The sequence below is a fragment of the Streptomyces sp. NPDC041814 genome (genome assembly GCF_055590565.1).
Genome location: NZ_JBVJAM010000021.1, coordinates 40,591 through 62,831, shown reverse-complemented (window position 1 = coordinate 62,831; position 22,241 = coordinate 40,591). Strand labels below are relative to the sequence as shown.

Below are 22,241 nucleotides of genomic sequence, written 5' to 3'. Positions count from 1 at the left end.
GGGACCCATGCGTGCCGTGACCGTCCGGCCCTCGGCCGCCCGGAGCCTTGAGGTCCGGGAGGTCCCCGACCCCGTGCCGGGCGTGGGGGAGCTCCTGGTCGACGGGATCTCCGTGGGGGTCTGCGGCACGGACCGGGAGATCGTGGCCGGTGAGCTGGGGCGGGCGCCGGAGGGCGAGGACCGGCTGATCATCGGTCATGAGTCGCTGGGCCGGGTGCGGCAGGCGCCCGCGGGGAGCGGCTTCGCCGCGGGTGACCTGGTCGTGGGCGTCGTGCGGCGCCCCGATCCGGAGCCGTGCGGCGCCTGCGCCCGGGGCGCGTTCGACATGTGCCGCAACGGGCGGTACACGGAGCGCGGGATCAAGGAGCGGCACGGGTACGCCAGCCGGTTCTGGACCGTCGAGAGCGATTACGCGGTCCGGCTCGACCCGTCCCTGGAGCGCGTCGGCGTGCTGCTGGAGCCGGCCACCGTGCTGGCCAAGGCGTGGGAGCAGGTCGAACGGATCGGCGCGCGCTCCTGGTTCGCGCCGGAGCGGGTCCTGGTCACCGGCGCCGGGCCGATCGGCCTGCTCGCCGCGTTGCTGGGCCGGCAGCGCGGGCTGGACGTCCACGTCCTCGACCGGGTGACCTCGGGGCCGAAACCAGGTCTGGTGGCCGGGCTGGGCGCCACGTACCACAGCGGCTCCGTCGATGACGTGGCCGCCGCCCTCCGGCCCGACGTGGTGATCGAGGCGACGGGCGCCGGGGACGTGGTCCTGGGGGCGATGCGGGGGACCGCGAGCTACGGGATCGTCTGCCTGATCGGTGTGTCGCCCGAGGCCCACCGGCTGCCGGTGGCGGCGGGCGCGCTCAACAACGAGCTGGTGCGGGGAAACGTCGCCGTGGTCGGCTCGGTCAACGCCAATCCACGTCACTACCGCGCGGGTGCCGAGGCCCTCGGCCGCGCCGAGCCGGCCTGGCTGGAGCGGATGATCACCCGGCGGGTGCCGCTGCGGGACGCCGCCGACGCGTTCACCGTGCGGGACGGGGACATCAAGGTCGTCATCGATCTGGACTGACGGCGGCCCCGGGGAACCGCGCCCGCCGTCAGTCGACGCCGTAGGCCGCCGCGACGCCCGCGATCACCAGGCCGAGCGCCTCCTCGTAGTGCTGCTCGAAGTCCGCGAAGATCTCCGCGCCCGCCGCCGCGGCCAGCGGGTAGGCGGCCAGCATCCGCGCGCGCTCGGACACGTCGAAGCCTTCCCGGCGCCGGCCCGGCAGGGGCTCGACGCCCTGCTCCTCGATGACGAAGCCGAGCGTGAACGTGTACGTCGTCGTGGCCGCCCGCACCGCCTGGGCCAGGGTGAACCCGGCGGCGGTGAGCAGCCGCAGGGTCTCCTCCATCTGTTCCGCGTGCACCGCGCCCGTGAAGCGCGAACCGCTGAACACCCTGGCGCCGTCCCGGTAGCCGAGCAGGGACGTCCGCAGGCCGCGATTGGCCTTCAGCAGCCGCTCCCGCCAGGTGTCGGCCGGGTCCATGCGGGTGCCGGCGACCATCCGCCGGTACATCTCGGTCGCCATCTCGTCCAGCAGCGCCTGCTTGTCCTTGAAGTGCCAGTACAGGGCGGGCGCCTTGACGTCCAGCTCCTTCGCGATGGCGCGCAGGGTCAGCCCGTCCAGGCCCACCTCGTTCAGCAGGCGCAGCGCCGTGTCCGCGACCCGTCGGCGGTCGAGGGGGGCGCGTCGTTCGGTACTCACGGTTGACAGCTTAACGCCGTTAAGGGCATCCTCGGGCCCACCGAGCACTTAACAGCGTTAAGGAGAATCGTCATGGACGCGGATGTCCTGATCGTCGGCGCGGGCCCCACCGGTCTCGCCCTCGCGGTGGACCTGGCCCGGCGCGGTGTGCCCGCGCTCGTCCTGGAACGCGCGGACGCGCTGTTCCCGGGCTCCCGGGGCAAGGGCCTCCAGCCCCGCACCATGGAGGTCTTCGACGACCTCGGTGTCATCGACGCGATCCACGCCGCGGGCGGCACCTACCCGGTCGGCATGGTCTGGCGCGACGGAGAGCGGATCGGCGAGCACCACCTCTTCGACCCGGTCGAGCCGAGCGAGGACTCGCCGTACGACGAGCCGTGGATGGTGCCGCAGTGGCGCACCCAGGAGATCCTGGCCGCGCGGCTGGCCGAGCTGGGCGGCGGGATCGCCTTCGGCCGGGAGGCGGCCGGCCTCACGCAGGACGCGGAGGGCGTCACCGTGCGGCTCTCCGGCGGAGGTGCGGTGCGCGGCCGCTATCTGGTCGCCGCCGACGGTGGCCGGTCGGCGGTGCGCCGGGCGCTGGGCATCGGGATGACGGGGGAGACCGTCGACCCGAACCCGATGCTGGTCGCGGATGTCCGTATCGCCGGTCTGGACCGCGACAACTGGCACATCTTCCCGCCCCGCGACGCTCACGATCTCCTCGCTGTCTGGCCGCTGGCCGGGACCGAGGACTTCCAGGTGACGGCCCGGTTCGCGGAGGGTGCCGACGTCGACCTCACCCCGGACGGCATCCGCAAGGTGATCGCCGAGCGCTCGCACATCCCCGCCGAGGCCGTGACCGAGGTGCGCTGGGCCTCGGACTTCCGCCCCCGCGCCGCCCTGGCCGACCGCTTCCGGGCGGGCCGGGTCTTCCTTGCGGGGGACGCCGCGCATGTGCACTCCCCGGCGGGCGGCCAGGGTCTGAACACCAGCGTCCAGGACGCCTACAACCTGGGCTGGAAGCTGGGCGCGGTCCTGACGGACGGTGCCCCGGCCGCGCTCCTGGACAGCTACGAGGAGGAACGGCGCCCGGTCGCCGCGCAGATGCTCGACCTGTCCACCGGAGTCCACCGCGGCGAGGTCCGCCGAGGCGGCGCCACCCGCCAGCTGGGCCTCGGATACCGCGAGTCCTCGCTCACCGAAGAGACGCGGGAGGCGGTCCCGGAGGACGCGCTCCGGGCCGGCGACCGCGCCCCCGACGCGACCGTGGACGGCGTACGGCTCTTCGACGCCTTCCGGGGGCCGCACTGGACGCTGCTCGCCCTCGGGACCGGCGCACCCGGCGGCGTGGGCGGACCGGTCGCCCGGGTCGTGAGCGGGAGCGCTCCCGGCGCGTACGGCACGGGGCTCTTCCTCGTGCGGCCGGACGGGTACATCGGCTGGACCGGCACCGCGCCGGAGGGCCTGGACGCCTACCTGCGCCGGTTCACCACGACCGGCTGACGCGCTACGAGCGGTCGGACGACGGCCACACGTACGGCAGGTCGTCCGGCACGCCCGGGAAGCGGCCCCGGTAGTGCTCCGGGTCCTTGCGGAGCAGCGCCGACTGGTGGCTCCGGTGGAACGCCGGGTCGCCCAGCCACGGCGGAAGCTCCCCCTCCGCCGCCAGCTCGGGCTGCCGGCGGACCGGTGCGCCGTCCGTGTGGGCCCGGAAGTCGTGGACGAGGGTGCCCGCGCAGGTGTCGGCGCGCCCCTCGGCCGTCCAGGCGGCGCAGATGTCGAGGCCGTACCGGACGAGCGCCTCCTCGTACCCGGCCCACATGCGCACCGCCGGGTGTCTGCGCCACCCGTAACCGGGCACGGTCAGGCCGCGGAACACCTGCAGGGCCTCCACCCGCTGCTTGCCGAGCCGCCTGGTGTCCAGAGCGGCGGCCGACTCCGTGAAGCCGGAGTAGGGGAGAAAGGTCTGCATGCGACCTGTCTACCCGCGCGGCCGCCGTTCCGCTTTTCCGTGCGCGGGACCTTGGCGGGTCCGCGGCAGGGCAGAACGGCCCTGTCGTATGTCCCCGATGGCCGTCCCGCGCCGGAATCCTGGTCCGACAACGTTGTCACCCGCTGTTTCGAAAGGCGTGTTCAGTAACACTCGGGGGGCATGGCCACCCGTCCTTCCCGCATCGCCGCCTTCCGGTACCTCGACTGCGTCGGTGCGTGGGCCGTCCTCGCCGTCGCCTTCCTCGACCTGGTCCTCGGGGAGGAGGTGAAGCTGCCGGCCCTCTACGCGGTGGGCCCGGTCGTCGCCTCGGCGCGCGGCCGTGCCCCGGCCGTCGTCGGCACGGGCCTGTTCGCGGCGGTCTGGGCCGCGGTGCTGGCGTACCACGACGATGTGCTCGCCACCCACTGGGCGGTGGTGTCGGTGCTCGCCGTCGCCGTGGTCACCGCCGTCTCCGCGGCGGCGGCGCGCGTCCGGCAGGACCATGAGTGCGGGTTCGCCCTGATGCGCGACGTGGCCGCCACCGCCCAGGACGCCCTGGCCCCATCGGTCCCCGAGACGGCGGGCCCCGTACGCATCGCGGCTTCGTACGAGTCGGCGGCGGACGCGGCGCGGATCGGCGGCGACTTCTACGAGGTGGTGCCCGTCCGGGGCGGCGTCCGGGTGCTGATCGGGGACGTCCAGGGGAAGGGACTGCGGGCCGCCGGGCTCGCGGCGGCCCTGCTGGGGGCGTTCCGGGAGTACGCGGCGGTGTCGCCGAGCCTGGAGGAGGCCGGGGTGCGCATGCGGTGCGCCCTGGCTCGCAGGCCGGACGAGGAGCGGTTCGCCACCGCCGTACTCGCCGAGCTGACCTCGGACGGCCGGATGACGGTGCTCAACTACGGTCATCCGGCTCCGCTGGTGGTCCGGGCGGGCGGCGGGGTGACCTGGGCCGAGCCGGACCGGCCCGGGATGCCGCTCGGGCTCGACGCCCTGGGCGACGGGCGGCCGGGACGCCACCGGGCACGGCTGCGCGACGGGGACCGGGTGCTGTTCCACACCGACGGACTGGCCGAGGCCCGGGACGCGGGCGGCCGCTTCTACCCGCTGGGCTCGCACAGCGGACTGCTGCGCGACGGCCCGGTCGGCCACTGCCTGGCCAGGATGCGCGAGGACGTGCACCGGCACGCCACCCCGTGCGGCGCGGACGATTCGGCGTTGCTGCTGCTGGAGTTCGAGGGTCCGGCGGGGGCCGTCGACGTGCCACGGGGCGGCGGGGCCCACGTCCCGCTCCGGGCGGCGGAGCTCGGCTGCGATGTGTGTGCCGTGCGGGACTGCCCGATCGCCGCGCGGCTGAGGCCCTGACAGCGCACCGCCCTCCCGCCACCGGGCGGGCGGCGGGGAGGGCGGACGAGCGGGTCAGGAAGGAAGCCGGGCCAGGACGACCTTGGTCGAACCCCCGTCCTCCAGGTCCATGGCGTAGAACGCCACCTCGCCCCGGTTGTTGATGGCGATCCCCTCCATCGGAACGAAGCGCGAGGAGTCGATCATCGCCGACAGCTGGTACATGCGGCCCTCGGGGTCCCACACGACCGCGGTCTCCGCGTCCGGCTGGGTCTCCGCCGAACCCAGCACCCAGCCCGCGTCGTTCACCTTCAGCGCCTTGGCGCTGAAGCCGAAGTCGGGGAGCCGGGTCATCGTGCCTCCGGCCCGGATGACGAACGCGTCGTCACCGCTGGTTCCGACGATCACACCGGAGGCGTTGACCGACTCGGCGTAGCTGTCGGCCATGCCGGGCAGCGTGCCCAGGTCGGTGATCTTCCCGTCCGCGTCCCACTTCACGGCGCGGCGCTTGCCCGCCTTTGAGGAGTGGCCGACGACCACGCCGGCGTTGTTGACGGCGAGCGGTTCGGTGAGGTTGCGGCCCTCGGTCAGGTGCGGCAGCTTGCGGTAGCCGGTGACGGCGTTCCAGACGAAGCCCTCGTTGACTTCGAGGTTGCGGCCGGTGGCCGGGTCGGTGATGTCGCCCGTGGCGTTGCCGACGACCGTTCCGGAGTCGTTCACGGCGAAGCCGCGTGCGAAGCGGTAGTCCTCCCAGTCGGGCAGCGGCAGCGTGGTGAGCTTGCCGTCCGCGTCCCAGAGGGCCGGCCGGGTGCCCTCGGTGAGCGTCAGCTGGCCGGTGGCGTAGCCCTTGGACGGGCTCTGGTTGAGGACGTGGCCGTCGCGGGCATCGGCGTTGTCGAGCTGCGCGACGCCGTTCTCCGCGTCCCAGCGGATCGGCCGGCTCCGGCCGCTGATCTGCTGCGAACCGGCCACCCGGCCGCTGTCGTCCAGGCTGAAGGCGATGGCCGGGCCGAAGGAGGCGGTGACCTCCGCGTGCGGGGACGTCACCTTGCCGAGCAGCACATCGGCGCTGCCCAGCACGGTCCCGGTGTCCGAGGCCAGCGAGAACCGGCCCACCAGGCGGCGGCCCGCCGGCGGCAGGGCGTCCGCGACCAGACGGCCGCTGACCTGCGTCGACGTGCCGTTGGCGAGGCGCACCGGCTTGTCCTGGTCCACGGTCACCGAGCCGAGCGACGCGGAGAACATCGTGTCCTGGATGTCGAACTCGGTGCTGCCCGACGGCACATCCGTACCGGCGATGAACAGCAGGTAGTAGCCGGGGTTCGGCTTGTCCACCACGATCGACTCGCGGGAGCCGCCGTTGGTGGAGGACGCGACGAGCGCCCCCGACTGCGCCACGAGGTACAGGTCCAGGTCCGCGTCCGGGTCGGAGGCGTTGCCCATCGACACCTCAAGGCGCGTCGCGTCCCTCGGCACCGCGATCTGCTTGCCGGTCATGTCCTGGTCGGCCACGGTCGGGTGGGCCTCGGAGAGCGCGCCCAGGCTGCCGCCCACCGCGTGCGCGGTCACCGGCGCGAAGCGGTTGACGGCCGTGAAGCTCTTCTCGGCCGCCCCGTGCAGCGCCGCCTCGTCGATCACCGAGGACGACGGGTCGAACGCGGCGCCCTGAACGGTCGCGGTCAGCCGGTACGGGTTGGTGAGCATCGGCGAGGTCCGTCGGGCCTCCACCTCGAACTCCCAGACGCCGGGCATCGGCTGCTGGTACGTGCGCGAGCCGGAGGCGCAGTCCTTCTCGTCCGAGAAGTTGGTGTAGCAGCGGCTCACGGCGGTGTCCTCGACCGGCATGCCCTGCGGGTCGACCGCCAGGAAGCGCGTCTGGCTGTCCCCGGCGACGCCCGACAGGTCCACCTGCAGCGCCGCCGCGCCCTTGGGCACGGAGACGAAGAACGAGCGGGTGGCGTTGCGGTCCACCGTGCCGGCGGTGGAGACCGCGTACGACGGCTTCGCCGGGTCGGCCGCGGCCACGACGGTGACCGGGACCAGCCGGTCGACGCCCGGCGTCGCCGGGTCGTCCACGCGCAGCAGCGCCGAGTGCGCGCCGGTGGACTTGGCCTGCGCGCGGACGGTGATCGCGGTGGCCCGGTCCTGGGCGAGCTTCATCGTGCCGGGAGCGCTGAACGTACCGTCGTTGCCGACCCAGGAGAGTCGGGCCTCACCGCTGCCGGAGCCGGTGCGGGTGAGCTTCACCGTGTAGTCCTTCGGGCGGTGCAGCGGCTGCCCGCCGTCGTCGGGAGAGCAGCGGTTGTACACACCGGTGCCGGACTCGGGCGTGGCCAGCAGGCCCGCGAGGACACCGCAGACCGGCGCCTCGACGGAGTACGCCGTCGGCTTCGGGCCCTTCGCCAGCAGCTTCCACGCCGCCGGTACGGAGACGAGGCCGGCGCCCTGCGCGTACGCCGGCTGGTCCGGCAGGAACGTCGCGGAGCTGGTCAGAGCGGACCGCATCCCGGCGGGCGACACCTCGACGTGCGAGGCGGACGCGGCCGAGAGCAGGACGGCGACGGCACCCGCGGCCTGTGGCGAGGCCATCGACGTGCCGTTGAACATGCCGTAGCCCGGGGGCAGTTCGTAACCCGCCTGGGGCACGCCCTCGCCGGGCAGCCAGGTCGGGATGGAGGAGACCGCGGCGCCCGGGGCGACGATCTCCGGCTTCATGCCGCCGTCCTCACGCGGACCGCGCGCGGAGAACGGGAACAGCGACTGGCGGTCCTTCACCGCGGAGCCGTAATCCGCCCACCAGGTGTCCTTGCTGACCGAGGCGCCGACCGCGATGACCTTGTCCGTCACCGCCGGGTCGGACACCGTGTTCATGCCGGGCCCGTCGTTGCCGGCCGACGAGACGATGTGCACGCCGTACTGGTCGATGAGCCGGTTGTAGAGGACCGAGCGGACGTTGGCACCGTCGTTGAGCGCGGGCAGCCCGCCGATCGACAGGTTGACGACGTCGGCGCCCTTGTCCGCCACGACGTCGATCATGCCTTCGGTGAGGGCGTACGAGGTGCAGCCGGCGGCGAAGAGGCAGACGCGCTCGGAGACGATGCGGGCGCCGGGGGCGGCGCCGTCCATCTCCCCGCCGAACAGCCCGTGGCCCGCGGTGATCCCGGCGACATGGGTGGCGTGGGCGCCGGAGACGATGCCGATGCTGACGAAGTCCGCCTTCTTGCCGGCGCTCGTGCCGCCCCGCGCCGAGAGGTCCACGTCGTCGCGGTACTCGACCGTGAACGGCATCGACTCGGCGACGGCCGTGTCGGGGTCGTCGGTGCCGAAGGCGGCCCACTTTCCGGACTTCGCGTAGGGCTCGACCACATCGGCGTCGCCGAAGGTCCGGTCGAGGTCCGCGTCGACCCACACCCGGTGGTCGGCCTTGCGGTACAGGACGCCGAACACGTCCTTGTAGTCGCCGTCCCTGTTGACGTCCCCTTCCAGCTCCCCGCCCCAGGTGTCGGACTCCTTGAACAGCTGGAACTCGTAGTCCCCGTCGGGCGCCTTGTAGTCGACCCCGCCGTAGCGGAAGGCGCCGTCCTTCGCGGTGACCTTGAGCCGCATCTCCAGCCAGGTCGGGTCGCCGTCGGTCACCGGGTCGGTCGCAGTGACCCAGTCCTTGATCTTCGGCTGCCCGGTCGTGGTGGTGCGCAGGGCCGGATGGGCGAGGTCGACGCCGGTGTCCAGGATGCCGACGGTGACGCCCCGGCCGTCCCAGGTGCGGTGGTCGGCGGTGAAGCCGGTCGCCCCGGTCTCGGCCACGGGCAGGTAGGGGTTGTCGGCCGGGGTGGTGCGGCCGGGGGCCTTCGGCGTGGTGGGGCCGTCGCCCTCCCCGTCCTTCTTCCGGTCCTCGGTGGTGACCGGCGACGGATCGGGGATCTTGTACGTCTCGTTGAGGTCGACGGCCCGGACCGAGGAGAGCGCGGCGAGCGCGGTGACCTTGCCGGTCGGCACGGTCGCGCGGACGTAGCCCAGCTTGTCGTCGGCCCTGGCGACCCGGCCGCCGAGGTCCGCGACCTTCTTGCGCAGCGCCTCGGTGTCGCCCTCGCCGGTGGCCAGCAGGACGGTGACCGTCTTGGTCTTCTTGCTCTCGGCCTTCTGGAGCAGCGTACGGTCATGGGCGCCCAGCTTGTCGCGCTGGGACGTCTGCGCCTTCTTGGCCGTGTCCGGGACGGCGGCGCCCAAGGGGTGCGGCACGTCGGCGGCTTGGGCGGGCAGTGCCGACAGGCTCATCAGGGAGCCGGTCAGGCCGGCCGCCATGACGGCGGCGGTGAACCGGCGTCTGCGGCGCGTGATGGTGGGGCGGGACATGAGTGCCCTTTCGCGTGGCGGGGGCCTCGGCAGGGCCGGGACCGCGTCGGGGGAGCTCCCGCCGGAGCCCCGGGCACCGGCGGAAGGTCGTGGCACGGGTCTACCGAGCCCGGCCGGGGCACCGCAGCACTCGCGCGTGGCGGATGCATGACACGACGTGTTGTCGCCAGTTCCCGGACCCGCCGGGCCCGGATGGCGACTTGACGACAGGCGGAATCTCGCCACCGGTTCCCCATTCCCCCCGGAGGCCCATGAGCCGACGATCATGCGATGCCCGTCCCCCGCCGCTCATGAGGCGAGGGGGACCCCGTCCGTCCCTGCCCAGAGCGGAGCCCACGAATCATGACGCAAGCCCCAGGGCGCAGACACCTGGCCCTGGCCGCGGCGGCAACCGTGCTCGCCACCCTCGCGGCCACCGCCCCCGCCGCCTTCGCCGCACCCTCCCCGGCCGCTGCGCCGGACGGAGAGGCGCTGCTCGCCTCCCTGGACGACCAGGAGCTCGGAGCCCTGCACCGGATGGCCGCCCTGGACATGGGCGGACTGCACGTCACGGACAAGGCGGCGCTGCGCAGCGGCAAGCCCGTCGACGTCATCGTCCAGCTGAAGACCCCGCCCGCCAGGACCGCCCGCCTGCTCGCCGCGGCGGAGGGCCGCACGGTCAGCGAGGCGGCGGCCCAGGACGCCGTGGCGAAGGCGCACAAGCGCTTGCGCACCGCGCTGGACGACATGTTCGCGCGGCCCGCCGCCGACGGGAGCAACGGGAAGAAGACGGCGGCCCCGAAGCCCGGGCGCACCTACACCCACAGCTTCGACGGGGTCAGCCTCCGGCTCCCCGGCGACCGCGTCGCCGAACTCCTCGACAACGACGAGGTCACCGCCGTCTGGCCGGACACCACCGTGAAGGCGCTCGACCGCCCCGCCCCCGCCGACGGCGGCGGGACCTCCGGCGCCGCGCAGGACGACGACGGGGTGGCCCGGCTGCACGCCGAGGGGATCACCGGCAAGGGCGTCAAGGTCGGCATCATCGACACCGGCATCGACTACCACCACCCCGACCTCAAGGACGCCTACAAGGGCGGCTACGACTTCATCGACGACGACTCCGACCCGATGGAGACGACGTACGCCGACTGGAAGGCATCCGGGCAGGCCGAGACCAACCAGGGCTCCGCCTACTACACCGAGCACGGCACCCACGTCGCCGGGATCGTCGCCGGCCGGGGCGCCGAGTCCGAGGAGCGCGCCGCCCACGGCGTGGCCCCCGGCGCCTCCGTGTACGCGTACCGGGTGCTCGGCCCGTACGGGCGCGGGCGCACGAGCGACATCATGGCCGCGATGGACCGGGCGGCCGACGACGGCATGGACGTCGTCAACATGTCGCTCGGCGCGGCGGTCAACGACCCGATGAGCCCGCAGGCGATAGCCGCCGACAACCTCGTGCTCGCGGGGATCACCACCGTCATCGCCGCCGGCAACAGCGGCCCGGGCGGCAACACCCTGGGCACCCCGGGCGCCGCCGCGCTGCCGCTCACCGTGGGCGCGCACGACGAACCGATGACCCTGCCGGAATACCGCATCGGCGCGGGCGCCACATACGCCACGGGGCGGCTGCTGGCCCGTCCCTTCGGCGACGCGCTCTCGAACCTGGCCTCGGGCGGCTACCCGGTCGCCGACGTCGCCACCGGCACCGCCGCCGGATACAGCGGAAAGGACGTCAAGGGCAAGGCCGTCCTCGTGAAGCGCGGCGGCATCTCCCTGGACGAGAAGGTGCGCCGCGCCGCCACCATGGGCGCCGTCGCCGTCCTCCTCGTCAACGACAACGCGGACGAGGGGCACATCCCGAACTACATCGGCGAGAGCCCCGCCTACGTCCCGGCCTTCTCGCTCACCGCCGCCGAGGGCGCCGCACTGGCCGCCGGGACCGCGGACGGCTCCGCCCGCCTCACCTTCACCGAGGCCGGGACCTTCGTGCTCGGCAGCGGTGAACTCGCGTCCTTCAGCTCGCGCGGCCCGGTGTACGGCACCGGCGCCATCAAGCCCGAGATCGCCGCGCCCGGCGTCAGCGTCCTCTCGTCCGTCCCGGCGGACACCGTCGCGCCGGGGACCGGCGACTACTCCGCCGCCTACGCCCGGCTCAGCGGCACCTCCATGGCCTCCCCGTACGTCGCCGGGGCCGCTGCTCTGCTGCTCCAGCACGACCACCGGCTCACGCCGGACGGGGTCAAGGCGGCTCTGATGAACACCGCCCGCCCGATGCCCGGCAAGGTGAGCGTCTTCGACGCGGGCGCCGGCGCGGTCGACCCGTACGCCGCCGTGCACACCGAGACCTCGCTCCAGATGTCGGCGGAGACCCCGTACGTCTCCCTGGACGGCACCCGGTCCGAGCTGGACCACCGCACGGGCGCCCTCGATCTCGGAGTGCTCCCGGTCGGCCGGTCCACCCGGGTCGAGAAGCGGCTCGACCTGGTCAACGACAGCGGGACCAAGGGGCGTTACGAGGTCGGCGTCGTGTTCACCCGGGGCAACGGGGCCTCCGGGGACGCCCGCGCCGCCGGTATCACCCTGTCCGCCGACGGCCAGGTGACCAGCAAGCCGCACGGCAGCACGCCCGTCCGCACCACGCTGTCGGTTCCGGCCGACGCGCCGGCCGGCTACTACGAGGGCTTCGTCACCCTGACCCCCGTACAGGACGAGGGACTTCACACCCTGCGCATGCCGTTCGGGCTGCGGGTCGCCGAGTCCGGCTTCGCGGAGGTCGACATGACGAAGCCGGTCATGTCGACCAACCAGTTCTCCGACGCCGGATCCGTCGGCGGCGGCGCCGCCACGTTCAACCTGCGCATGGCCGGGCAGCTGACGAGCGTCGACGTCTTCCTCGCCGACACCCGGGGCAAGGACCTCGGCTACATCGGCGGGATCAACACGACCGGCCTCTCCGAGGGCGTCCTGTACGGTCCCGCGACGGTCGGCGCCTGGTACCACCCGGTGACCGGGCGCGAGGCCACCCCGTTCGACCCCCGGGGCCGCTGGATCGCCGACGGCCACTACAAGCTGCGCATCGTGGGCACCGACGGCTTCGGCGGCACGGATTCGGTGCTGCGCGACGTCTACGTCGACTCGCACGCACCCGCCTACGAGGACACGTACGGGGCCTGGGACCCGTCCCGCCCCACGGTCGTCGAGGTTCCCGCCGACGCCAAGTCGTTCGCCTTCTCGGGCCGGCTGCGGGACGGGGAGACCGACGCGATCCGCTCGGCCGGACTGGACATCGGCCAGGAGGACAACGCGCTGTACTACTCCGCATACAGCCCCAACGCGCCCACCGGCCACGTCAACGCCGACGCCGACGGCAACGTGAACGCCCAGGTGCCCCTGTCCGTCGGGCCGCCGACCGCCTACGTCAAGATGTGGCCCGCGGACGCCGCCGGGAACATAGGCGACGTACGTTCCCTCAACGTCATCAAGGAGGGGATCCCGTACGTCGTGGGCGCCGCCGACGCCCCCGTCGCACGGGCCGGTGACAGCCGCACGTACACCCTGACGGCCCACGACCTGAAGCGATGGAAGTCCTTCAGCGCCCAGATCCGCTACGACGACCGCAACGTGCGCATCACCGGCATCGAGCCGACCGCCGAACTGGCCGCGCACGGCCCGTCGAAGATCACCACCACGGACGTGTCGGCCGGTGCGTCCTCGTACACCACCCTCACCTTCGACGTCTCGGACCCGGAAGGCCTGAGCGGTGACTCGATGCCGCTGCTCAAGGTGACGTACGAGGTGACGGGAGGGCACTGGACGACCTCGGCGGGGCTCAACACGGGCACCACGAGCGCCATGGACACCACCGGCACCAAGGTGCCGCTGAACATCCTGTTCTACGGCGCGGTGCGGATGCTCAACCCGGAGTCCACCTTCGGCGCCCGGCCCGCCGCCGAGGCGCTGCTGACCAAGGACTACGGCTACGACACCAAGCGCGACTACAGCCTCGACGGCTTCCAGGCCGAGCTAACCGCCCCGGACGGCACGCGGCACCCGATGACCGCCGACGCGACCGCCCGGATCTCTGCCGGCGGACTGACGCCCGCCGAGAAGCCGTACCGCCTGGAGATCCGGGTGCCCGGCCACTTCGCCTGGACCGAGGACATCGACCTCGGCCTGGACGGGTACGGGGCCGTGGCCGGGACGAGCGGTTCGTCCGTGGCCTCCCTGGTCGCCGGTGACGTCAACGGGGACGACGTCATCGACGTCCGTGACGCCGCCGCCGTGTACGACGCCCGGGGCACCGCGAAGCGTTCCGCCGACATCAACCACGACGGGACGGTCGACGGGAAGGACCTGGCCTGGGTGGTGACCAACTACCTCCGGCAGAACACCATGTCCGACCGCGTCACCGACCCGGTCAAGCGCCTGCACGGCCGGACGCTGGAGTACTACACCGACCGGATGTGACCACCCGCCGCCCGGGGTGCCGTACGCGCCCCGGGCGGCCCGCTCACACCCAGTTGTTGCGCATCGCGTACCAGCCGAGCTGGACGCGCGAGGAGACCGAGGCCGCGTCCATCAGGGCGCGCAGCCTGCGCTGGACCGTACGGGGCGACGTGCCGAGCTGGTGGGCCGTCGCCGCGTCCGTGAGGCCGGACAGCATCAGCTGGAGCAGCCTGCGGTCGGTCGGATCCAGGTCGCCGTCCTCCCGCAGATAGGGCCGCGAGCGCTGCCACACCGACTCGAACAGCTCGACCGCCAGCCGCACCAGGGGCGGCCCGAGGACCATCGACCTGCCCGCCTCCAACTGCACCATGGCGGTCTCCTCGTCCGCTATGAGGAGCTTGATCAGGGGCTGGTCCACCACCCGCACCTGATGACCGGCCGCCAGCCGCTCGTCCAGCGCGCGCAGCGCCGCCGGCTCGGTGAGGAAGGCCCGGTCCACGACGACGCGGTACGCGGCGTGCGGATTGCCGTCCTTGCGGAGTGGGGGCTCCGAGCCGGCCTCCCGCGTCCCCTCCGCCTCCTGCTCCTCCGGGGCCACGTCCGCCGGGTCCGCCAGGGTGGACGGGACCGGGGCGACCGTGTTGGCCCCCGACTGGAACCCCAGCAGCGACGTCCGGGCCCCGTACTCCAGCTCGTACAGACGGCGGGCCTGGGCCTCGCGCCCCTCCCAGAACTCCACGAACTGCCCCGGCTCCTCTTGGCCGTCGGGCCGCCACGACCCGAGCAGCCGCACCAGTGAGTCATCGGCCCGGCGCAGGTCCTCCTGCAACCGGATCAGGGAGGAGCGCACGGAGGCGGGCGGGCCGGGAGACGGCTCGGCACGCGGGGACGGCGGCACTTCTGGATGGGACGACATGGCTCAAGTGTCGCCACCTGCGAAGCGGCCTGGCAACGGACCCCCCGCACGGTGCCGGCGACCGGCTCCGCGCGGGTGTCGGGATTACGTCATGGCAGCCACTCGCCAGCCACAAGAGCCCCACGGAGCGGCGGTGTTGGCCACGCTGCTGCTCACCGGGCCCCTCCCTCCGAGGTCACCGGACACCTTCCCTCCTGGAGACCAACGATGAGACATACGAGGCCATGGCGCCGGACAGCCGCCGGGCTCGCCACCGCCGCCCTGCTCACGGCGGCCGCGCCCGCCGCGTCCGCCGGCACCCCGGCGGACGCCGCCCGGCCGCTCACGGAAGGACCCGGCCGCGCGGTCACCGTCACCCTGATCACCGGCGACGTGGTCGAGGCCCGCGTGGACCGTGCCGGCCGGGTCCTGTCGGCGGGGCTGCGCGGCGCCGACGGCACTGATCACGCCGCCGCGACCTGGCAGGACGGCAGACGGACCTATGTGTTCCCGCAGGGCGTCGAGCGCCTGATGGACGCCGGGCTCGTGGACGCCGCGCTCTTCGACATCGGGCGGCTCGTCGCCGACGGCTACGACGACGCGCACACGGACAGCCTGCCCGTCGTCGTGGAGTACGCGGGCAGCGCCGCCCGGGGCCTGCGGGCCGCCGCTGTCCCCGGCACCCGGACCACCGCGACCCTGGAGTCCATCGGCGGCGCCGGACTGGCCGTCAGCAAGAAGTCGGCCGCCGACGCCTGGCAGAAGCTCGCCCCGAGCGCCCCGGGCACCGAGAGCCCCCAGGCCCGGACCGCCGCCGCCGGGGCCGTCAGCAGGATCTGGCTCGACGCCAAGGTCCGGGGCACCGCCGTCAGCGGCCTCGGCACCCCGACCGTGCCCCTCACCGGCGCCACGACCGCGCACCGGGCCGGCCTCGACGGCTCCGGCGTCAAGGTCGCCGTCCTGGACACCGGAGTGGACGCCGGCCACCCCGACCTCGCCGGACGCGTCGCCGGAAGCGAGACCTTCGTCAGCACCCCCGCCACCTCCGACCGGACCGGCCACGGCACCCACACCGCGTCCACCGTGGCCGGCACCGGGGCCGCCTCCCACGGCACCTACGCGGGCATGGCGCCCGAGGCGGACCTGCTCATCGGCAAGGTGCTGGACGACGACGGCACGGGCTCGATCAGCGGCATCGTCAACGGCATGGAATGGGCGGTCGACCAGGGCGCCCGCGTCGTCTCCATGTCGCTCGGCTCCGACGGCGACACCGCCTGCGCCGGACCCGGCGTCGACGCGGTGGAACGCCTCAGCGACAAGGCCCTGTTCGTCATCGCCGCCGGCAACGCCTCGCTGCACGGCACCGTCTCCACACCCGGCTGCGCGCCCAGCGCCCTCACCGTCGGCGCGGTGGACCGGAAGAACGCCACCGCCTCCTTCTCCAGCCGGGGCCCCTCCGTCGACGGCGTGAGCGCCAAGCCGGACATCGCGTCCCAGGGCGTCGGCGTCGTCGCCGCCAACTCCGGCGGCCGGGGCGACCAGGCGTACCGGGAGATGTCCGGCACCTCGATGGCCACCCCGCACGTCGCGGGCGGCGCCGCGCTGCTCCTCCAGCAGCACCCCGCGCTGACCCCGGCCGGGCTCAAGGCCCTGCTCACCTCGTCCGCGCAGTCCACCGACGCGCCGGTCCTGGAGCAGGGCGCGGGCCCGATGGACGTGGCCCGGGCGGTGTCCCAGCCGGTCACCGCCCCGCCCGTGCCGCTCCTGGGGGACTTCGCGTACCCGCAGCGGGACCTCGCCCCGGTGGACAGGACGGTCACCCTCACCAATCTCACCGGCCGGGACGTGCGCCTGAGCCTGCGCACCGAGGACGTCCGGGGCGACGACGGCAGCCGCCTCTCCGGCTTCGCGCGACCCGCGCGCACCACGGTGACCGTTCCGGCACGGGGGACCGCCGATGTGCCGGTCCGCATCGACCCGGGCACCCGCCTGAGCGCCGGGGCGTACGGCACGGTCACCGGCCGCCTCGTCGCGACCGGGTCGCACGGCGTGCGCGTCACCGTTCCGTTCGGCGTGCACATGGAGGTCCCGTCGGCCGACCTCACGGTCAAGGGCCTCGACCGGCACGGCGACCCGGCCTCGTCCCCGTCCGCCTTCCAGCTGTTCGACGACCACCGCGACACGGCGAAGCGCTACACCCTCGGCTATTCCGAGGCCGGCAGCACCACGGTCCGGGTGCCCCTCGGCACGTACGCGCTGAGCGGCCTCGTGATGACCCGCGACGAGCCCGGCGACGTCGGCAGCGTCGCATCGGTCAGCCAGCTCTACCGCGAGAAGCTGACGGTCTCCGGCGACACCGAGGTCACCCTCGACGCCCGCGACGCGCGCCGCATCGTCTGGGACACCGAACGCCCCAGCCAGGGAGCCGGGTTCGCCATCGGGCTCGCCCTCGGCCTAGACGACTCACGCCGCCTCCGGGCCGGTTACGTCACCACCGTCCCGTCGTACGCCAAGGGCATCTACGCCCAGCCGGTGCACGGTGACGACCGGCTGACGTTCCTCGCCTCGGCCCGGCGGACCGCGCCGCGCGCCGCGCTCACCATCACCGGCGGCCGGGTCCTGGACTCGCTCCCGGTGCTGAAGGGGACCGAGTTCGACGGCAAGGGCTCCGCGCCGGTGACGTACATCGGCAAGGGCACCGACGAGAACTTCGCCGCCCACGACCTCACGGGCCGCATCGCCCTCGTGGACGCGGGGCCCGGCGGCGGCAACGCGTTCACCTGGGACCAGGCCGCGAAGCGGGCCGGTGCCGTGGGCGTCGTGGCGGCTGTCCCCGACAGTGAGGGGCGGTTCCAGCTGACGGGTGCCGAAGGCCTGCCGCAGGCCACCATCACCTGGGCCGACTCCCTGGCGGTCCGGACCGCGCTGGAGCAGGGCGACGTCTCACTCACCTGGTCGGGCACGGCGACGGCACGGAGCCCGTACGTCTACAACCTCGCTCTCGTGGGGCACGGTTCCATACCGACCGGCACCCAGCGCGTGCGCGACCGCGACCTCGCGGCCACCGACGCCCGCTACCACGTACAGGGCGCCGACGACGCGACGTACTGGTCGGACGTGAAGGTCGGTGCGCCGGGCATTCCCGCGGTCTGGGCCGGCGGCACCGCCCTGCCGCTGCGCGCCCCCCGGCAGCGCACCGAGTACTTCACCCCGTCCGGCCGCGACGGGCTCACCTGGACCACCCTGATGCGCCGGGACCTCGGTCCGTACGGCGGCACCGCCTACGACGGGCCGCGCGAGATGGACAAGGGCCGCACGACCTCCCAGTGGTACAAGTCGCCCTACGGGCCCGTCCGCAACACCTACGCCCAGCCCCTGATGAACCGTGAGAGCAACCGCCTCGGCTACACGATCGCGCCGTTCGGCGACGCGGGCGGGCACGACTCCACCCTCGCCATGACCGACTCCGGCAGCCGCCGGCTGCTGGTCGACGGCCAACCGCAGGCCATGGTCTCCGGCACCTTCGACCTGCCCGACAGAAAGGCGGAGGTCGCCTTCCAGCAGCAGTGGCAGCGCCGCGCGGGCACCATGGACCGCACGGGTCTCGCATACGCCACCGAGTGGGTCTTCACCACCGACGCCTCGGACCAGGGCGCCCAGCACCTGCTGGTCCCCGTCCTCGACGTGCCGTCCGACCTGCGCAACTCGCGCCCGGCGGGGGAAGCCACCACGATCGGCCTGAGCGCCGTCACGGACGACTCGGCAGCCCCGGCCCCGCTGCGGAAGGCGAGCCTGGAGTACGCGTACGGCACCGAGTCCACCGTCGACGCGGTCACCGGCTGGCACCAGGCGTCTGCCACGTCCACCCGTGACGGATGGCAGGTCCGCCTCCCGGGCGACGCGCCCGCCGGAACGTTCGTCCACCTCAGGGTCACGCTCACGGACGAGGAGGGCGCCAGGGTGAGCCAGACCATGATCAGGGCGTACGAGGTGCGCTGACCGGGCGCTGTGGTCTGCGGCACACACGGCACCGCCCCCCGCCCGGTTTCCGCACGTCGCGGGGGCGGTGGCGGGGCCGGGCGCCCGGGGCAGTGACGGACGTCTCTACCCCCGGGCGCACCAGGCTGGCACTGTGGTCGGGTCCCGGCCGGGTGCTGGGCGCGCCCCCGTCGGCCGACCGAACGAGATGCCATGACCGCGACTGCCGCCACCCTCACCGCCGCCCGCCGCCGCGCCCGCACCGGCGGCCCGGACGACGGCCCCAAGCTGCTGGAGCACGTCCTGGGCTGGACCCTCGTGGTCGTCGTCGCCATGCTCGTCACGCAGCTCGGCCTGCTCTAGTGGAACGTCAGGGGCGGGGAGCCCGACCGGCTCCCCGCCCCTGACGTCCAGCGCGCTACCGGGTCAGTCGATCGCCTTGATCAGTTCGCCGTCGGTGGTGTCACCGCTCAGCTCCCAGAAGAAGGTGCCGCCCAGGCCCTGCTGGTTCTTGTACGCCATCTTGGTGCCGATGGTGGCCGGGGTGTCGTAGCTCCACCAGTTGGTGCCGCAGTGCGCGTACGCCGTGCCCGCGACGGTGCCCGTGGTGGGGCAGGTGTTCTTGAGGACCTTGTAGTCCTCGATGCCCGCCTCGTACGTGCCCGGCGCCGCGCCGGTCGCGGTGCCGCCCGGCTCGTCCTGGGTGACGCCGGTCCAGCCGCGCCCGTCGAAGCCGATGCCGAGCAGCAGCTTCGACGCCGGGACGCCCTGCGCCTTCAGCTTCTCGATGGCCGCCTCGCTGTTGAAGCCCTCCTTCGGGATGCCCTCGTAGGAGGTCAGCGGGGAGTGCGGGGCGGTCGGGCCCTTCGCGTCCCACGCGCCGAAGAAGTCGTACGTCATCGGGTTGTACCAGTCGACGTACTGCGCCGCGCCGCCGTAGTCGACGGCGTCCAGCTTGCCGCCGTCCGAGCCGTCCGCGCTGATGGCCGAGGTGACCAGGTTGCCGCTGCCGAACTTCGAGCGCAGTGCCGACAGCAGCTTGCCGTAGGCGTCCCGGCCGCTGGTGTCACACGTCAGACCGCAGGCGTTGGGGTACTCCCAGTCGATGTCGATGCCGTCGAAGACATCGGCCCACCGGGGGTCCTCGACCAGGTTGTAGCAGGATTCGGCGAACGCGGCCGGGTTCTGCGCGGCCTCACCGAAGCCGCCGGACCAGGTCCAGCCGCCGAACGACCAGATCACCTTCAGGTCCGGGTGCAGCTTCTTCAGCTTGCGCAGCTGGTTGAAGTTGCCCCGCAGTTCCTGGTCCCAGGTGTCGGCGACGCCGTCGACGGACTGGTCGGCGGTGTAGGCCTTCTCGTAGTCCGCGTACGAGTCGCCGACCGTGCACTTGCCGCCCTGGACGTTGCCGAAGGCGTAGTTGATGTGCGTGAGCTTGTCGGCCGAGCCCGAGGTCTCGATGTTCTTCACGTGGTAATTGCGCTGGTAGACACCCCAGTTGGTGAAGTATCCGACCACCTTGTCACCGGCCGCTGTGGGGGCGGCGGGTGCTGTTGCCGGTGCGGCGGCCCGGGGCGCGGTGGGGGCCGCGCCGGCGGTGCCGGTGCCGGCGACGCCGAGCAGGGCTGCGCCCAGAGCGGCGGTACACGCGGCAGCGGCGAGAGCCCGCAGACGGGCTCCCGGGCGATGCAGTCCGGTCATGGTTGCTCCTCGTGGGGGAGGGGGCGTGCCGATGGACCACCGGCTCACGACGCTCGAACTTGGCATGAACGCGGTAAGTCGGTTCGCCGGGAACGGTAGATGGACTAGACCAGTTGGGTCAATGGTTCGGACCAATATCGACGATCTCCGGGCCTCCGGAGCCGGGTGTCCGGAGCCCGTTCATTCGTATGTTCGGTCAACCGGTGACGGATGCCATCCGATCGGGCATACTCGTCCCGCCACAGCCGCCTGCCTGCGCCTCTCGTAATCCGGGAGGGCAACATCGGCTGGGCAGCAGTGATTTCGGGCATCGCCCGGAGATCCCCCCGGCGGCGCCGCTCACACCCCGCGCGCGCGACCGCCGCAACGCCCGACAGGGAGGAGAGCGCCGTCATGTCCGACCGTGCCCCGCAGTGGGTCGAACGCCGTCTGCCCACCGAGGAATCCAGCCAGCTGATCGACCTCGTACGGGACATCGCCCAGCGGGAGATCGTCCCGGGGGCGGCCGAGGAGGAGGAAGCAGGCCGCTTCCCCCGCGAGATCTTCACCCTGCTCTCCGAGTCCGGCCTGCTCGGCCTGCCCTACGACTCCGAACACGGCGGCGGCGACCAGCCGTACGAGGTCTACCTCCAGGTCCTCGAAGAGCTCAGCGCCGCCCGGCTCACCGTCGGCCTCGGCGTCAGCGTCCACTCCCTCGCCTGCCACGGCCTCGCCGGCTACGGCACCAAGGAGCAGCGCGCCGAACACCTCCCGTCGATGCTCTCCGGTGGCCTGCTCGGCGCCTACTGTCTCTCCGAACCCGCCTCCGGCTCCGACGCCGCCTCGCTGCGCACCAAGGCCGTACGGGACGGCGACGACTGGGTGATCACCGGCGCCAAGGCATGGATCACACACGGTGGCATCGCCGACTTCTACACCGTGCTGGCCCGCACCGGCGGCGAGGGCGCCCGGGGCATCTCGGCCTTCCTCGTCCCCGGTGACGCCGCCGGGCTGAGCGCGGCCGTCCCCGAGAAGAAGATGGGCATGAAGGGCTCGCCCACCGCCCAGCTGCACTTCGACGGCGTCCGCATCCCCGACTCCCGCCGGATCGGCGAGGAGGGCCAGGGCTTCGCGATCGCCCTGTCCGCCCTCGACTCCGGCCGCCTCGGCATCGCCGCCTGCGCCATCGGCGTCGCCCAGGCCGCGCTCGGCGAGGCCCTCGGCTACGCCACCGGCCGCAAGCAGTTCGGCCGCCCCATCGCGGACTTCCAGGGCCTGCGGTTCATGCTCGCCGACATGGCGACCCGCATCGAGGCCGGCCGCGCGCTCTACCTGGAGGCCGCCCGGCTGAGGGACGCGGGCCGCCCCTTCTCGCGCCAGGCCGCCATGGCCAAGCTCTTCTGCACGGACGCCGCGATGCAGGTGACCACCGACGCCGTCCAGGTGCTCGGCGGCTACGGCTACACGCAGGACTTCCCCGTCGAGCGCCTCATGCGCGAGGCCAAGGTGCTCCAGATCGTGGAGGGCACCAACCAGATTCAGCGGATGGTCATCGCGCGCCACCTCGCGGGCCCTGAGTCCCGCTGACCCGCAGCGGCCGCTCCGACCACACGGGCGTCGTCATGATCCGGTTCCAGTCCTGGTCATGACGGCCCGGCAGGGTCCGGCCCGTGCTCTCCCAGTGCCGCAGCAGCGCCCGGTAGATCGGCGGATCGCTCGAATGGGGCACCGCGCGCGGCGCCGACCGGGGCGGTTCGGACCGGGACGCAGGTACGGAGCCGGCCTGCGGAACCGATTCTTCGGAGGGGGGAGCGGCGAGCCGGCGACGCCCGGGGCCGGCCGTGGAATGCAGCGGGGTCATACCGGGCCAACGCCG

The 22,241-nt window shown here is 73.2% G+C and carries 12 protein-coding genes; 7 read left to right on the top strand and 5 right to left on the bottom strand.

Annotated elements, in window-relative coordinates:
* Positions 1–7 precede the first annotated feature (7 nt).
* A complete protein-coding gene (locus tag ACZ6C6_RS34520) occupies positions 8–1,057 on the top strand; it encodes a glucose 1-dehydrogenase (RefSeq protein ID WP_469208755.1) in 1,050 nt (349 codons plus the stop codon).
* Between the two features lie 28 nt (positions 1,058–1,085).
* Here the strand turns inward: ACZ6C6_RS34520 and ACZ6C6_RS34515 are convergent, their stop codons facing one another.
* A complete protein-coding gene (locus ACZ6C6_RS34515; RefSeq protein WP_469208753.1) occupies positions 1,086–1,736 on the bottom strand; it encodes a TetR/AcrR family transcriptional regulator C-terminal domain-containing protein in 651 nt (216 codons plus the stop codon).
* A 72-nt stretch (positions 1,737–1,808) separates the two neighbouring features.
* Between ACZ6C6_RS34515 and ACZ6C6_RS34510 the strand changes: the two genes are divergently transcribed.
* Entirely contained in the window at positions 1,809–3,221 is a 1,413-nt protein-coding gene (locus tag ACZ6C6_RS34510) for an FAD-dependent oxidoreductase (RefSeq protein WP_469208751.1), read from the top strand.
* 4 nt (positions 3,222–3,225) lie between these two features.
* On the opposite strand, the gene ACZ6C6_RS34505 is transcribed toward ACZ6C6_RS34510, so the two are convergent.
* On the bottom strand, positions 3,226–3,690 hold the full coding sequence (locus ACZ6C6_RS34505; protein WP_469208749.1) for an MSMEG_6728 family protein: 465 nt from the start codon (positions 3,688–3,690) through the stop codon (positions 3,226–3,228).
* A gap of 180 nt (positions 3,691–3,870) precedes the next feature.
* On the opposite strand from ACZ6C6_RS34505, the gene ACZ6C6_RS34500 reads away from it, so the two are divergent.
* Complete coding sequence (locus tag ACZ6C6_RS34500; protein WP_469208747.1) at positions 3,871–5,052, top strand: PP2C family protein-serine/threonine phosphatase; 1,182 nt, start codon at positions 3,871–3,873, stop codon at positions 5,050–5,052.
* A gap of 54 nt (positions 5,053–5,106) precedes the next feature.
* On the opposite strand, the gene ACZ6C6_RS34495 is transcribed toward ACZ6C6_RS34500, so the two are convergent.
* Positions 5,107–9,384, bottom strand: coding sequence for a S8 family serine peptidase (locus ACZ6C6_RS34495; protein ID WP_469208745.1), 4,278 nt, complete (start codon positions 9,382–9,384; stop codon positions 5,107–5,109).
* Positions 9,385–9,726: 342 nt separating this feature from the next.
* Here ACZ6C6_RS34495 and ACZ6C6_RS34490 point away from each other — a divergent pair, with 342 nt between their 5' ends.
* Positions 9,727–13,833 carry a S8 family serine peptidase gene (locus ACZ6C6_RS34490; protein WP_469208743.1) on the top strand — a complete coding sequence of 1,369 codons (4,107 nt, stop codon included), beginning with the start codon at positions 9,727–9,729 and terminating at the stop codon, positions 13,831–13,833.
* 43 nt (positions 13,834–13,876) lie between these two features.
* On the opposite strand, the gene ACZ6C6_RS34485 is transcribed toward ACZ6C6_RS34490, so the two are convergent.
* A complete protein-coding gene (locus ACZ6C6_RS34485) occupies positions 13,877–14,728 on the bottom strand; it encodes a helix-turn-helix transcriptional regulator (protein ID WP_469208741.1) in 852 nt (283 codons plus the stop codon).
* A 207-nt stretch (positions 14,729–14,935) separates the two neighbouring features.
* On the opposite strand from ACZ6C6_RS34485, the gene ACZ6C6_RS34480 reads away from it, so the two are divergent.
* Complete coding sequence (locus ACZ6C6_RS34480) at positions 14,936–18,706, top strand: S8 family serine peptidase (RefSeq protein ID WP_469208739.1); 3,771 nt, start codon at positions 14,936–14,938, stop codon at positions 18,704–18,706.
* A 192-nt stretch (positions 18,707–18,898) separates the two neighbouring features.
* On the top strand, positions 18,899–19,048 hold the full coding sequence (locus ACZ6C6_RS34475) for an SCO1431 family membrane protein (protein ID WP_328899189.1): 150 nt from the start codon (positions 18,899–18,901) through the stop codon (positions 19,046–19,048).
* Between the two features lie 63 nt (positions 19,049–19,111).
* Here ACZ6C6_RS34475 and ACZ6C6_RS34470 read toward each other — a convergent pair whose 3' ends face one another.
* Positions 19,112–20,386 (bottom strand): glycoside hydrolase family 18 protein, encoded by a 1,275-nt coding sequence (locus tag ACZ6C6_RS34470; protein WP_469208737.1) that lies wholly within the window; start codon positions 20,384–20,386, stop codon positions 19,112–19,114.
* Positions 20,387–20,779: 393 nt separating this feature from the next.
* On the opposite strand from ACZ6C6_RS34470, the gene ACZ6C6_RS34465 reads away from it, so the two are divergent.
* On the top strand, positions 20,780–21,952 hold the full coding sequence (locus tag ACZ6C6_RS34465) for an acyl-CoA dehydrogenase family protein (RefSeq protein ID WP_469208735.1): 1,173 nt from the start codon (positions 20,780–20,782) through the stop codon (positions 21,950–21,952).
* The last annotated feature ends 289 nt before the right edge of the window (positions 21,953–22,241 follow it).